Raw genomic sequence first — 13484 nt, 5'->3', positions numbered from 1 at the left:
CTCCGGTCCGCCGCCCGCTGCCGTCACGTGGCGATGATCACTCCGTGCTCTCGGCCGGTTCGGGCTCGTCCTCGACGAGCTCCGAGGACGGCGGCTCCTCGACGGAGGTGCTCGGCTCCAGGGTGAGCGTGCGGGTGCGCGTGGTGGTGGTCGGGCTCGTCGCGCTCGGCCTGGTGGTCGGGGTGCGGGTGCGGGTCGTCGCGGTCGCCGACTCGGTGGCCGACGGGTCGTCGGACGGGTCGGCCGAGGGGTCGACGACCGGGGTGTAACCCGCCGGGCGGCGCGGCGGCCCCGCGGGGGCGATCTGCCAGCTCGGCGAGGGCGGAATGGTGATCCGCTGGGTGCTGCTCGCGGTCTCCCCGTCGTCGGCGCGCACCACGGCGCCCGCGACCGAATCCGACTTCAGCGGCGGCGGGGCGACGTAGGTGTCCTCGCGCTCGATGCCGAACACGCCGACCAGCACCAGCCCGACCGAGACCGCGCCCGCGGCGACGGCGGGGCCGACGATCCTGGCTCTGCTGCTCTCCATCGGTGATGCTCCTATGGGGGATCGGGTGGCCTCACCTTAATCGAGGGAGGTGGGTGGAGCCACGTGAGCCGGGGCACCCCTGGTGCAGACACACAAATTTAAACGTTACCATTTCAGATATCGAAATGGTATCGGCCGCGTGTCGAAGGCACGTGTCGTAGTAGAACAGCCGAGTGTGGTCGTAGCGTGATCGAAGTTACGCGTGAGACGCCTGTAACCACATGAGAGACGTGAACGGTCGTCGCGCACAGCGACTTCCGGCGTCGGATTGTTCTCTGATCGGCGTCAACGAGGAGTAGATGATGGGAGCTTACTCGGCCATTCCGCTGGATGCCTCATCCGGCGGCGCCGAATCGGTCACCGCGATATCCGCGGGACCGGACTCCGCCGCAGGCGAATCCACATCCATCGCGTCCGAATCGGCAGCCGCCGATCCGGACGGCACGGCGGGCGCGGCGGACGCGCCCCCGCACGCGACGGCCCCGCGCGAACGCACCATGGCGACCACGCTGGCGCGTGGCTTCGGCTGGCTGTTCTTCGTCGGCGGCCTCGTCGGCGCGGTACTCGGCATCGCGGGACTGCATGTCGAGATCACCGTCGCCGGCCTCATCCTGGCCTGCACGGCCGGGCTGATCCTGCTCAAGCTGCGTTCGGACAGCGCCGTCCCGGACCAGGAGCCGTAGCAGCGGGCGCGGAGACGGAGCGGCGGCTCACCGCAACGGCGCGGTGCTCCACCACTGCATGAATTCCGCACGCGTGGCGATGAATCCGATGCTGTGCAGCAGGAAGCGCGACCGATCGGGGTCGCCGGAGAACTCCGTCACCATGCGCGGCCGCATGGACGAGAAGTCGTTCAGCACGATATTGCGGTAGGACTCGCCGTCGTTGGTGTCGTTCTGCTCGGTGCCGGAGGGCAGCCCGGCCAGCGCCGCGGCGGCGTCCTCCGGGGTCGCGTACGCGTAGAACTCGTAGTTGGCCTTGTTGCCGCCGCCGAAGCAGTACCAGACGGCGGTCCATGCCCCGAAGTCCGGCCCGGTCGCGTCCAGGCCGGAGCCGCCCGCGCGGTCCTTGCCGAAGCAGGTCGCGCCGTTCCAGCCCGGGTCGCTGAAGACGATGTCGTCCTCGTCGGCGTCGGGCACCATGCGCGGGAAGGCGTCGTGCAGTGCGGCGAGGCCGTCGACCATGGCCGACTCGTCGTCGGGGGCCGCCGAGGTGGTGGTGGTGCTGCGTGCCGTGCTGGTCTCGTCCGCGCTGTCCTGCGGTTGCTGGCCGGTGGCGGTCGGGCGGGGCGGGCCGGTGGGCGCGGCGGTCGGGCCGTCCGCGTCGCTCTCCGCGCCGACGAAGGCGATGCCCGCGATCAGCGCGGCGGCCAGCAGTGCGCCGACGCCCGCGCCGATCAGCCCGCGGTAGCGGCCCGGCGGCTTGGGCTCCCGGCCGCCGTGGAACCCGCCGCCGTGCCCCGCGAAGTGCGTCGGTTGCTGCTGCACCGGGTGTCCGGGCGCCGAGTACGGCCCCGCGTGCACCTGATGCCCCGGCGCCGACGGCCCACCCGGCGTCCCGTACCCGCCGCCCTGCGCCGCGCCGTACCCGCCCACGACGCCGTACCCGCCCGCCGGTGTTCCGTACCCGGGACCACCTGTCCCGGAGCCGCCTGTCGGTGTTCCGTACCCGGGACTACCTGTCCCGGAGCCCGCCTGCGTGCCGTACCCGGGGCCGTTCGTCCCGGCGCCGGTCGGTGTGCCGTACCCGAGGCCGTTCGTCCCGGAGCCGGTCGGTGTGCCGTACCCGGGACCGTCCGTGCCGGGACCGTCCGCGCGGCCGTATCCGCCTGCGGGCGTGCCGTAACCCGGGCCGCCCGTACCGGCGGAGCCGCCCACCGATTCATGGCCGCCCGCAGGGGTGCCGTAGCTCGTGCCGCCGCTGTAGCCGGCCACCCCGTACCCGGCGGCAGGCGGCGCGCCGGGGAATCCCGGCGCCCCGCCCGCGACGGCGTGCGGCCCACTCGCCACCCCGGCGAGCGCGTCCCGCGCGGCGGCCGCGAACTGCGCACAGCTCGCGAACCGGTCATCGGGGTGCTTCGCCATGGCCTTCAGCAGCACGCCGTCCAGCGCGGCGGGCAGCCCGCCGCGCAAGCTGCTCACCGGCGGCGGCGGATCGTTGAGGTGCCCGTGGATCACCGCGACCGGATTGCTCGCCTCGAACGGCACCGCTCCGGTGAGCAGCCGGAACAGCGTGATGGCCAGCGAGTACTGGTCCGAGCGGTGGTCCAGCGGCGCACCGGAGAGCTGCTCCGGCGAGGCGTAGGCGAGCGTCGCGGTGAAGGTCCCGGTCCTGGTCAGGTGCCCGGTGTCGTCGCGCAACCTGGCGATCCCGAAGTCGGTGAGGAAGACCCGCTCCTCGGACCCGTCGCTCGCCCGCTCGATCATGATGTTCGCCGGCTTCACATCCCGGTGCAACACCCCGGTGCGGTGCGCGTAGTCCAGCGCCGCCGCCGTCTCGGCGACGATCCGCACCGCGCGGGCGGGCGGCAGCGAATCGAGCTCCAGCGACGCCGCGTCGACCCCGTCGACGTAGCGCATGGAGATCCACAGCTGCTCGTCCTCGACCCCGCGGTCGTACACCGGGACGATCCCCGGGTGGTCGAGCCGGGCGACCAGATCGGCCTCCCGCTCGAACCTGGCCCTGATCTCCGCGTCCGCGAAGAGCTCCCGGTTCAGCAGCTTCATCGCGGTCAGCCGGGGCAGCCTCGGGTGCCTGGCCAGGTACACCGAACCCATTCCGCCCCGGCCGAGCAGACGTTCGATCGTGTACCCGGCGAATACCTCACCGGTTCTCAGCATGGCGTCAGTTCAGCGGGGCCGAACGCCACCAGCTGAGCACCTCCTCCGGCGTGCTGTAGCCGTCGGTGTACATGAGGAACTGGCTCCGGTCCGGGTCGCCGCTGAACACCGTGATGATCTTGTTCCCATTGTCGCTGTACTTGTAGTTCGTGTACTGCTTGCCGCCGTTGGTGTCGGTGGACTTGGTGTTGGCCGGCAGGTTCGCGATCACCGACTGCGCGTCGGCGGCGGACTCGTAGGCGTAGATCCGGTAGAAGGGATCGTCGCCGTCGCCGCCGCCGTAGCAGCTCCACAGGTAGGCCCACGCGCCGAAGTCCGGGTCGCCCTCGCTCGGCTCCGGGCTGACGCTGGTATCGGTCGACCAGCAGGTGGCGCTGTTGTACCCGCTGTCCTCGTCGGTCGAGGCGGGCACCATGCGCGGGAACTCCTTGCTGATCGCCTCCGCGGACGGGGTGATCTTCGGGCTCGCCGCGGTCGTCGTGGTGCCGCCGTTGCTCGACGAGTTCTGGCTCGCCACCACGCCGATGCCGATCACCGCCGCCAGCAGGACGACGACGCCGACCACGACGCCGACGATCAGCGTGCTGTTGTTCTTCCGCGGCGGCTGCTGCCCCTGGCCGCCGCTGTACTGCGCGAAGGTGTTCGGCGGCGGGGGCGGGGTCGGTCCGTAGCCGGTCGGCTGCCGGTGCGCGTACGGGTTGCTCTGCTGCGGGTTCTGGCCGGTGAGCGGCGGCGCCATGGCGGGGCCCGCGGCCAGCGGGGCGGCGCCGCTCGCATACGGGTTGTGCTGGGTGGGGTACGGCGCGCCGGTCATCGGGGCCCCGGTGTACTGGTTCCCGGTGAGCGGGCGCGGGCCGGTGCTCGACGGGGGCGGCACCGGGCCGCCCGCCAGCGGCAGCGACGGCGAGCTCGGGTTGCTCAGCGCGTGCAGCGCGGCGGCGGCGAAGGCCGAGCAGGACTCGAAGCGGTCGTCCGGGCGCTTGGCCATCGCCTTGGCCAGCACCCCGTCCAGCCCGTAGGGGAGCCCGGGGCGGGTGCTGCTCAGCGCGGGCGGCGCGGACTGCAGGTGGCCCTGGATCACCTGCGCCGGGTTGGTCGCGGCGAACGGCCCGCTCCCGGTGAAGAGCCAGAACAGCGTGCAGGCCAGCGAGTACTGGTCCGAGCGGTGGTCGAGGGTGGCGCCGGTGAGCTGCTCCGGCGAGGCGTAGGCGAGGGTGGCGGTGAAGGTGCCGGTTTGGGTGAGGTGGCCGGTGTCGTCGCGGAGCCTGGCGATGCCGAAGTCGGTGAGGTACACCCGCTCGCCGCGGCCCGCGCCGGAGCGGGCGAGCAGGATGTTGGCGGGCTTCACGTCCCGGTGCAGCACGCCCATGCCGTGCGCGTAGTCCAGCGCGTCCGCGGTCTCCTTGATGATCTGCACCGCGCGCTCCGGGGGCAGCGTCTGCGGGTCCACCGAGGCGGCGTCGATGCCGTCGATGAACTGCATGGAGATCCAGAGCTGCTCCTCCTCGATGCCGCGGTCGTAGACCGTGACGATGTTCGGGTGGTCCAGCCGGGCGACCAGGTCCGCCTCCCGCTCGAACCGCGCCCGCACCTCCTTGTCGAAGAACATCTCCCGGTTCAGCAGCTTGAGCGCCGTCATCCGCGGCAGCCGCGGGTGCTTCGCCAGGTAGACCGAGCCCATGCCACCGCGGCCGAGCTGCCGTTCGATGACGTAGCCGGCGAACACCTCACCGTTGGCCAGCATTGTCTGCTCCATCTCCCGCCGCGGACCGGGACCCACCGGCGCACAGGCGTACAGCACGAGATCGCGCGATCAGGGCAGGCCCGTGCGCGGAAACATCGAAACCATAGCAGTAGTCGGGGACGCCGCCTGCGCGCGGCGAACCGGGTCGTGGCCCGGCTCCCGCGGGCATCTCAGCCCTCCCCGGACGGGGTTTCGCCGTCCGCCCGCGCGGGCGTTCCGGCGCCGCCGGGGCGCACCCGGCCGCCGGGCGGATCGATCGCCGCCGGGCGTCCGCGCCGCCGCGGTGCGGTGCCGGACGGGGGCGGGGGAGCCGGGACCACGGTGGGGTCCTCCGGGCGCACCGGCTCCTGCTCGCCGGGGTTCGGCGCCCGGCCCGCCACCGGGTGCGCGCCGGAGCGGGGGCCCACCTGCCCTGTGCCCTGGTCGGGTTGGGCATGGGTGCCGGATGACTGGCCGGGGTTGCCTCCGGGGCGGGGGTGCGCGCCGGACGGCGGTTGCCCGGGGTTGTTTCCGGGGCGGGTGCCACCGGGCCGGAGGTGCGCGCCGGATGCGGGTTGTCCCGGGGTACCGGCGGGACGTCGGTGCGCGCCGGATGCGGGTTGGCCGGGTGCCGGGTTGGCCGCGGGGATCCCGGCCGGGCCGACGGGGCCGGGGCGAGCATGCGCGCCGGAAGGAGGTTGGCCCGCGGCGGGGCGTTGGTTCGGCCCGGACGAGGGCTGCCACGGCGGCGCGGGCTGGCCGGGATAGGGCTGCTGCCCCTGGTGCGGCCGGGCGCCCGTGCCCGGGTGGGGCCGCGGAGAATTCGGCTGATGCGGGGCCGGTGGCTGCGGGTACGGCGGCTGCGCGGTCGGGTACGGGGCCTGCGGGTACGGCCCCGGCCTCCCTGTCGGGTAGGGCTGTGGGCCGGAATAACCGGGTGTGCCGCCGTGCGGCCGCGGTCCGGGATAACCCGTGGGCGGGCCGGCTTGCTGCGGTCCCTGGTACCCGGTGGCGGGGCCGCCCTGCGGGCCGGGGTACCCGGTGGCAGGGCTGCCCTGCGGTGACCCGGAGTACCCGGTAGCCGGGTTGCTCTGTGGCTGCGGTCCGGGGTAACCGGTAGCGGGGCTGCCCTGCTGCGGACCGGGGTAGCCGGTGGGGCCGACCTGCTGGGGCCCGGGGTAGCCGGTTGCGGGGTTGCCCTGTGGCTGGGGGCCGGGGTAGCCGGTGAACGGGCCGCCCTGCGGACCGGGGTACCCGGTGAATACGCCACCCTGCGGCTGCGGCCCGGGGTACCCGCCCTGCGGCCACGGGACCCCGCCCTGCGGTGGCACCGAGCGGTGCGGCCCGCTGCGCGGCCCGTCCAGCGCGGCCCGCGCTGCCGCGGCGAACTCCGCGCAGGTGCCGAAGCGCTCCTCGGGCTCCTTGGACAGCCCCCGCATGAGCACCGCGTCGAAGGCGGGGGAGAGGTCGGGCCTGGCGGTGCGCGCCGACGGGACCGGCAGGTTCAGGTGCCCGTTGATCACCGCGGCCGGGTTCGACCCCGGGTACGGCGCGGCGCCGGTCAGCATCCAGAACAGCGTGCAGGCCAGCGAGTACTGGTCCGCCCGGTGGTCGAGCGCGGCACCCGCGAGGTGCTCGGGCGCGGCATAGGCCAGCGTCGCGGTGATGGACCCGGCGGAGCCGAGCGTGGTGTCGGCGTCGCGCACGCTGGCGATGCCGAAGTCGGTGAGCAGCACCCGCTCCGGCTGCCCGATCGGCGCCTTGGCGAGCAGGATGTTCGCCGGCTTCACGTCCCGGTGCAGCACCCCGTTGACGTGCGCGAAGTCCAGCGCCGCCGCGGTGTCGGCGATGATCCGCACCGCCCGCGCGGCGGGCAGCACGCCCACGTCGACACAGGAGGCGTCGGCGCCCGCGACGAACTGCATGGAGATCCAGAGCTGGTCGTCCTCGGCGCCCCGGTCGTACACCGTGACGATGTTGGGGTGGTCCAGCTGCGCGACCAGATCCGCCTCGCGCTCGAAGCGCTTGCGGATCTCGGTGTCCGAGTACAGGTCGCGGCCGAGCAGCTTGAGCGCGGTGAGCCGGGGCAGCCGCGGGTGCCTGGCCAGGTAGACCGTGCCCATCCCGCCGAAGCCGAGCACCCGCCGCACGGTGTAGCCGGCGAAGGTGTCGCCCTTCTGCAGCACTTCCGTCACTCCACCCCCCTCTCCGGGTCGCACTCGGTGCTCCTACCGATCTATCTCCCCGGGGCCCGGGTGCGCAACATCGCTTTCGGCGGCCCCGCGTGTCGGTGCCGGTCGTTAGGGTGAGTCCTATGCGCATTGGAGCACACGTTCGCCTCGACAGCGATCCGATCGGCTTCGGTGAGAAACTCGGCGCCGAGGTGATTCAGCTTTTCGTCATCGATCCGCAGAGCTGGGACAAGCCCCAGCCGCACCCGCGCGCCGAGGAGATCAGGGCCAGCCCGATCGACGTCGTGGTGCATTCGTCCTACCAGATCAACGTCGCCAGCCTGAACAACCGGCTGCGCATGCCGTCGCGGAACGCGGTGGCGCAGCAGGCGCAGGCCGCGGCCGAGCTCGGCGCCTTCGGGCTCGTCGTGCACGGCGGGCACGTGCGCGGCGACGGCGAGATCGAGGCCGGGATCACCAATTGGCGCAAGCTCTTCGAGCGGCAGCAGGAGAAGGGCGGCTTCGCGGTGCCGATCCTGATCGAGAACACCGCGGGCGGCAACCACGCCATGGCCAGGCACTTCGACTCCATCGCCCGGCTCTGGGACGCGGTCGGCGAGTTCGGCGCCGGCTTCTGCCTCGACACCTGCCACGCCTGGGCGGGCGGTGAGGAGCTGGTCGGCGTCGTCGACCGGATCAAGGCCATCACCGGCCGGATCGACCTGGTGCACCTGAACTCCTCCCGCGACGAGTTCGACTCCGGCGCCGACCGGCACGCCAACCTCGCCGACGGCACCATCGACCCGGAGCTGCTGGCCGAGGTGTGCCGCACCGCGGGCGCCCCGGTCGTGCTGGAGACCCCCGGCGACGGCCTCGCCGATGATCTGGCCTACCTGCGCGAGCACGTCGGCTGAGTAGGCCAGACTGGTCCGCATGGGTATTCGGCCGCTCGACGGCGTGCGCGTACTGGAGCTCGGCAACTACATCGCGGCGCCGACGGCGGGCCGGATCCTCGGCGACTTCGGCGCCGAGGTGATCAAGGTCGAGCGCCCGGGCGCCGGTGACGAGCTGCGCAACTGGCGGCTCTACGGCGGCACCACCTCGATGCTCTTCCGCACCGTGAACCGCAGCAAGAAGTCGATCACGCTGGACCTGCGCACCGAGGCGGGCAGGCGCACCGTGCTCGCGCTGGTCCGCGAGTGCGATGTGCTGCTGGAGAACTTCCGCCCCGGCATGCTGGAGAAGTGGGGGCTCGGACCCGAGGTGCTGAACGAGGCCAACCCGGAGCTGGTGCTCACCCGCATCTCCGCCTACGGGCAGACCGGGCCGCTCGCCGCCAGGCCCGGCTTCGCCGCGGTGGCGGAGGCGGTGGGCGGGCTGCGCGAGCTGGTCGGGGACCCGGATCGGCCGCCGGTGCGGGTCGGGGTCTCGATCGGCGACTCGATCGCCGGGATCTACGCCGCCTTCGGCACCGTCATGGCGCTCTTCCAGCGCGAACGCGCGGGGGGTGCGGTGCCGCTCGAGCAGCGGATCATCGACGTGGCGCTGAACGAGGCGATCCTCTCGGTGATGGAGTCGCTGGTCCCGGACTACCTGGCCTACGGCATCAACCGGCAGCGGGTCGGCGGGCGGATGGAGGGCATCGCGCCGAGCAACGCCTACCCGTGCGCCGACGGCACCAGCATCATCATCGGTGGCAACGGGGACGCCATCTTCCAGCGGTACATGGGCGTCATCGACCGCCCCGACCTCGCCGCCGACCCCGAGCTCCAGGACAACGCGGGCCGCTGGCGGAATCGGGAGCGGCTCGACGCCGCGATCGGCGAGTGGACGGTCCAGCGCTCCCGCGCGGAGGCGCTCGCCGTCCTGGAGCAGGCGGGCATCCCCTGCGGCCCCATCTACACCGCCGCCGACATCGTCGCCGACGAGCAGTACGTGGCTCGCGACATGATCCAGCACTTCCCCGTCGATGTCGGCGAACCCGAACCCAAGCAGGTCGGCTTCCCCGGCATCGTCCCGGTGATCGGCGGGAAGTCCCTGCCGATCAGCAATGTCGGCCCCGACCTCGGCGAACACACCCACGAGGTGCTCACCCGCCTCGGCCTCACCCCCGCCGAGATCGCCGAAGCCGCCGGTCTCCCCGCCCCACCCGAAACGGCCGCGGGGCAAGCCGCCGGAGAATAGGTCACCGCCAGGCACACCGCCGCCGGGCGAACCGCCGCCGGGCGAACGACCGCGGAACAACCGCCGCGGGTAAGCGCCCGCGGGACAGATCGCCGCTTCCGGCAGAACTGGCCGAGCCGCCGCAGGCGATGCGACAGTCACCCCGACAAAACGGGACGTCCTACCCCCTCCGCGCGCAACAGCATCACCGCACCGGCCCCGCGCTCAGCGGCATCGGCGAAGAACCGCGCCAGCGAGCGGAGACACTCCAGCAGGACGACCGGATCGCCGGGATCGATCCCCACTTCCACCATCCGAACCGGATCATGCCGAGCGACAATCAGTTCCGGGGGAACCCCGGACAGCGCGGCAGCGGCTTCGGCGACCAACTCCGGGTACCAGGCGGCGAGCGTCTGCCCGGCATCCAGCGGGTCGCCGTCGACCCGCAAATCCACCGCCACCCCCGCCGCGTCCAGCAGGTACTGCACGGCATCCCAGTGCGCCCCGAGCTCGCACCCGGGGCGGACAACACCGCGCAACCACTCCGGATCGACCACCCCGTGGTCCAGCTCCATGCCCGTCACCCGGGCGAACGCCATTCTGGTACCCATCCCGGCGGACGATACCGCCGTACGGCGAATACACCCGGAGGTAGTTCCTCCACTCCGGGAGTATCCGGATGGCGTGCGCGCGCGAAGCCGGGAACACTGGTTGCCATGACATCGCACGCCGTGAGCGCCGAACCGACCGAGCCGGGCACCGCGACCTCCGTCGCGGCCCGCGCCGTTGACCTGAGCAAGGTCTACGGCGCCGGAGACACCAGGGTCACCGCGCTCGACGGGGTGTCAGCGGATTTCGCGAAGGGCGAGTTCACCGCCATCATGGGGCCGTCCGGCTCCGGCAAGTCCACGCTCATGCACTGCCTCGCCGGGCTGGATTCGGCCAGCTCGGGCACGGTCCGGATCGGCGACACCGACCTGACCGACCTCTCCGACGCCGCCATGACCAAGCTGCGCCGCGACCGCATCGGCTTCGTCTTCCAGGCCTTCAACCTGGTGCCGACGCTGACCGCGCTGGAAAACATCACCCTGCCGCTGGACATCGCGGGCCGCGACGTGGACCGCGAGTGGCTGGACACCGTGCTCGGCAGGCTCGGCCTCGCGGACCGGCTCGGGCATCGCCCCAGCGAACTCTCCGGCGGCCAGCAGCAGCGCGTGGCCTGCGCCAGGGCGCTGGCGGGCAAGCCGGACATCATCTTCGGCGACGAGCCGACCGGCAACCTGGATTCCCGCTCCTCCGGCGAGGTGCTCTCGATCCTGCGCGCCGCGGTGGACGAGTTCGGCCAGACCGTCGTGATCGTCACGCACGACCCGCGCGCCGCCTCCTACGCCGACCGGGTGGTCTTCCTCGCCGACGGCCGGATCGTGGACGAGCTCCGCGATCCGACCGCCGACTCGGTGCTGGACCGGATGAAGGCGCTGGAGAGCTGATGGCGGGCAATCCCATGCGCAAGGTCGCCGTGCGCAACCTGGCCGCGCACAAGGTGCGGCTCGCGCTCACCCTGCTCTCCGTCGTGCTCGGCACGGCGTTCATCGCGGGGTCGTTCGTCTTCACCGATACCCTGCAGCGCACCTTCGACGGCATCTTCGCGAGCCAGGCGCAGGGCGTCGACGTCCGGGTGAGCCCGAAGAACCAGCAGTCGGTCGGGGTGCCGCAGAGCGTCGTCGACCGGATCGCCGCCCGCCCCGACGTGCGCGCGGTGGCGCCCGGCGTGAACGGCCCGGTCGTGCTGCTCGACCCCACCGGCAAGACCGCCGTGCAGACCGGCGGCGCGCCCAGCTTCGGCGAGTCCGCCCTGCCCGCCGAGCGCGCGGTGGCCGAGCCGCCGGTCTTCACGCAGGGCGGGCCGCCGACGCGGCCGGACGAGTTCGCGCTCAACAGCGGCGGCGTCGAGCGGGCCGGGCTGCAGGTCGGCGACCGCACCAAGGTGCTGATCCCGTCCCGCGGCGAGCCGATCGACGTCACCCTGAGCGGCGTCTACGAGCTGCCGGGCGGCACCGGCGGGCTGATCGCGCTGCAGTTCCCGGAGGAGCAGGCGAGGCAGCTCTTCACCGACGGCACGCACGTCGCCTACGTCGACATCGCCGCGGCCGGGGTGCAGGCCGACACCCTGCGCGACCGGCTCGCGCTGGAGTTCGGCGGCGAGTACAAGGTGCAGAACGGCGACCAGGTCCGCGAGGACGCGAAGTCCCAGGTCTCCGAGGCGCTCAGCTTCCTCAACTACTTCCTGCTCGCCTTCGGCGCGATCGCGCTGATCGTCGGCACCTTCATCATCTACAACACCTTCTCCATGATCGTGGCGCAGCGGCTGCGCGAGCTGGCGCTGCTGCGCGCGGTCGGCGCGAGCAGCGGGCAGGTCGGGCGCTCGGTGGTGGCCGAGGCGCTGGTGATCGGCGTGCTCGGCAGCGTGCTCGGGCTTGCGGGCGGTGTCGGGCTGGCCTACGGGCTCTCCGCGCTGCTCAACGCCTTCGACGTCGGGCTGCCGACCGGGTCGCTCACGCTCCGGCCGCGCACCGTGCTGATCGGGCTCGCGCTCGGGCTCGCGGTCACCGTCATCAGCGCCTACGCCCCCGCTCGGCGGGCGGCGAAGGTGCCGCCGGTGGAGGCCATGCGCGCCGAGTTCGCCACCTCGGGGGACTCGCTGCGCAACCGGACCATCGTCGGCGCGGTGCTCGCCGTCGCCGGGGTGGCGCTGGTGGTCGTCGGCGCGCAGTACACCGGTGGCACCGCCGCCTCGACCGTCGGGGTGGGCGCGCTGGCGCTGATCCTGGCGGTGCTGCTGGCCGCGCCCGCGCTCTCCCGGCCGGTGGTCGGTGCGCTCGGCGTGCTCATGAAGCCGTTCGGCGCCATCGGCGCCATGGCGCGCAACAACGCGCGGCGCAACCCGCGCCGGACCGCGGCCACCGCCTTCGCGCTCACCCTCGGGCTCATGCTGGTCACCGCCATCGGCATGCTCGGCGCCTCGGCCAAGGCCAGCATCAGCGGCCTGGTCGACAAGGACGTGACCGCCGACTTCGTGCTGGCCGGGCCGCCGCAGATCGGGGTGCCGCTCGGCGCCACCGCCGCGGTGCGCGACCAGGTGCCCGCCGCCGAGCAGGTGGTCGGGTTCCGCGGCGCGGTGGTGCGGATCGACGGCGACCAGGTGCCGGGCTCCTCGCCGGAGGGGCCGTTCGACCAGGTCATGCGGGTCGAGGTGGTGCAGGGAGCGGCCACGCTCGGCGCGAACGACATCCTGGTCTCCGAGCAGGAGCGGGCGGAGCGCGGCTGGAGCGCGGGGCAGCAGGTCACCATCAACGGGCTGGACGGGACGGCGCTGCCGGTCACGGTGCAGGGCGTCTACCGGAACAGCCCGCTGCTCGGCGAGGTCATCCTCTCGCCGCAGCTCTACGAGCGGACCACGCCGGTCTCCTTCCGCACCAACGTGGTGCTGCTGGTGCAGGCGGCGCCAGGCACCGACCCGGCCGCGTTCCGCGCCGACCTGGAGCGCGCCACCGAGCAGTTCGTGGTGGTGCAGGTGATGGACCGCGAGGAGTTCAAGGGGGAGCAGGGGCGGCAGATCGACACCATGCTCGCCATCCTCTACGGGCTGCTCGCGCTCGCCGTGGTGATCGCGGTGCTCGGCATCGTGAACACGCTCGCGCTCTCGGTGGTGGAGCGGCGCCGGGAGATCGGCATGCTGCGCGCGGTCGGCATGCTCCGGCCGCAGGTACGGCGCACCATCTACCTGGAGTCCATGCTGATCGCCATCTTCGGCGCGGTGGTCGGGCTGCTGCTCGGGCTGGGGCTCGGGGTCGGGTTCCTGCGCACGCTGCGTGACTTCGGGCTCGACCAGATCGCGATCCCGTGGGGGCAGCTGGTCCTGGTGCTCGTCGGCTCCGCCGTGGTCGGGGTGCTGGCCGCGCTCTGGCCCGCGATCCGGGCGGCGCGTACACCGCCGCTGGCCGCGATCGCCGACGTGTGACAGCGGGAGACCGGCGGTAGCGCCGCTGTACCGCCGG

At 72.9% G+C, this 13484-nt stretch carries 10 protein-coding genes; 5 read left to right on the top strand and 5 right to left on the bottom strand.

Annotated features, from left to right (window positions below; all coding sequences use genetic code 11):
• Window positions 1–37 precede the first annotated feature (37 nt).
• On the bottom strand, window positions 38–529 hold the full coding sequence (locus ACFUUZ_RS26665; protein WP_378700845.1) for a hypothetical protein: 492 nt from the start codon (window positions 527–529) through the stop codon (window positions 38–40).
• Between the two features lie 302 nt (window positions 530–831).
• Between ACFUUZ_RS26665 and ACFUUZ_RS26660 the strand changes: the two genes are divergently transcribed.
• Window positions 832–1212 (top strand): hypothetical protein, encoded by a 381-nt coding sequence (locus ACFUUZ_RS26660; protein WP_378700843.1) that lies wholly within the window; start codon window positions 832–834, stop codon window positions 1210–1212.
• 27 nt (window positions 1213–1239) lie between these two features.
• On the opposite strand, the gene ACFUUZ_RS26655 is transcribed toward ACFUUZ_RS26660, so the two are convergent.
• The 3 genes from ACFUUZ_RS26655 to ACFUUZ_RS26645 all read right to left on the bottom strand — a co-directional run bounded on the left by ACFUUZ_RS26655 (window position 1240) and on the right by ACFUUZ_RS26645 (window position 7287).
• Window positions 1240–3369 (bottom strand): serine/threonine-protein kinase, encoded by a 2130-nt coding sequence (locus ACFUUZ_RS26655; RefSeq protein WP_378700841.1) that lies wholly within the window; start codon window positions 3367–3369, stop codon window positions 1240–1242.
• 4 nt (window positions 3370–3373) lie between these two features.
• The gene (locus ACFUUZ_RS26650; RefSeq protein WP_378700839.1) at window positions 3374–5113 is read right to left on the bottom strand and encodes a serine/threonine-protein kinase; all 1740 of its coding nucleotides are present in this window, start codon (window positions 5111–5113) and stop codon (window positions 3374–3376) included.
• Between the two features lie 170 nt (window positions 5114–5283).
• Window positions 5284–7287 carry a protein kinase gene (locus ACFUUZ_RS26645; RefSeq protein WP_378700837.1) on the bottom strand — a complete coding sequence of 668 codons (2004 nt, stop codon included), beginning with the start codon at window positions 7285–7287 and terminating at the stop codon, window positions 5284–5286.
• Window positions 7288–7406: 119 nt separating this feature from the next.
• On the opposite strand from ACFUUZ_RS26645, the gene ACFUUZ_RS26640 reads away from it, so the two are divergent.
• The gene (locus tag ACFUUZ_RS26640) at window positions 7407–8177 is read left to right on the top strand and encodes a deoxyribonuclease IV (RefSeq protein ID WP_378700835.1); all 771 of its coding nucleotides are present in this window, start codon (window positions 7407–7409) and stop codon (window positions 8175–8177) included.
• A 19-nt stretch (window positions 8178–8196) separates the two neighbouring features.
• Entirely contained in the window at window positions 8197–9447 is a 1251-nt protein-coding gene (locus tag ACFUUZ_RS26635; protein ID WP_378700833.1) for a CaiB/BaiF CoA transferase family protein, read from the top strand.
• Between the two features lie 137 nt (window positions 9448–9584).
• On the opposite strand, the gene ACFUUZ_RS26630 is transcribed toward ACFUUZ_RS26635, so the two are convergent.
• A complete protein-coding gene (locus tag ACFUUZ_RS26630; protein ID WP_378700831.1) occupies window positions 9585–10037 on the bottom strand; it encodes a DUF1877 family protein in 453 nt (150 codons plus the stop codon).
• 105 nt (window positions 10038–10142) lie between these two features.
• Here ACFUUZ_RS26630 and ACFUUZ_RS26625 point away from each other — a divergent pair, with 105 nt between their 5' ends.
• Window positions 10143–10916 (top strand): ABC transporter ATP-binding protein, encoded by a 774-nt coding sequence (locus ACFUUZ_RS26625; protein ID WP_378700829.1) that lies wholly within the window; start codon window positions 10143–10145, stop codon window positions 10914–10916.
• A complete protein-coding gene (locus tag ACFUUZ_RS26620; protein ID WP_378700827.1) occupies window positions 10916–13447 on the top strand; it encodes an ABC transporter permease in 2532 nt (843 codons plus the stop codon). The genes ACFUUZ_RS26625 and ACFUUZ_RS26620 overlap by 1 nt, the downstream gene beginning before the upstream one ends.
• The last annotated feature ends 37 nt before the right edge of the window (window positions 13448–13484 follow it).

It is taken from the genome of Nocardia sp. NPDC057353, assembly GCF_042667085.1.
Classification (GTDB): domain Bacteria; phylum Actinomycetota; class Actinomycetes; order Mycobacteriales; family Mycobacteriaceae; genus Nocardia.
Note: the sequence above shows the minus strand (reverse complement) of the source record. Positions and strands in the feature narration are given on the sequence as shown.

Excerpts from the sequence above, each read along its gene's own strand:
- ACFUUZ_RS26665 (WP_378700845.1), bottom strand. The coding sequence starts at position 529 with ATGGAGAGCAGCAGAGCCAGGATCGTCGGCCCCGCCGTCGCCGCGGGC.
- ACFUUZ_RS26660 (WP_378700843.1), top strand. The coding sequence starts at position 832 with ATGGGAGCTTACTCGGCCATTCCGCTGGATGCCTCATCCGGCGGCGCC.
- ACFUUZ_RS26655 (WP_378700841.1), bottom strand. The coding sequence starts at position 3,369 with ATGCTGAGAACCGGTGAGGTATTCGCCGGGTACACGATCGAACGTCTG.
- ACFUUZ_RS26650 (WP_378700839.1), bottom strand. The coding sequence starts at position 5,113 with ATGCTGGCCAACGGTGAGGTGTTCGCCGGCTACGTCATCGAACGGCAG.
- ACFUUZ_RS26640 (WP_378700835.1), top strand. The coding sequence starts at position 7,407 with ATGCGCATTGGAGCACACGTTCGCCTCGACAGCGATCCGATCGGCTTC.
- ACFUUZ_RS26635 (WP_378700833.1), top strand. The coding sequence starts at position 8,197 with ATGGGTATTCGGCCGCTCGACGGCGTGCGCGTACTGGAGCTCGGCAAC.
- ACFUUZ_RS26630 (WP_378700831.1), bottom strand. The coding sequence starts at position 10,037 with ATGGGTACCAGAATGGCGTTCGCCCGGGTGACGGGCATGGAGCTGGAC.
- ACFUUZ_RS26625 (WP_378700829.1), top strand. The coding sequence starts at position 10,143 with ATGACATCGCACGCCGTGAGCGCCGAACCGACCGAGCCGGGCACCGCG.
- ACFUUZ_RS26620 (WP_378700827.1), top strand. The coding sequence starts at position 10,916 with ATGGCGGGCAATCCCATGCGCAAGGTCGCCGTGCGCAACCTGGCCGCG.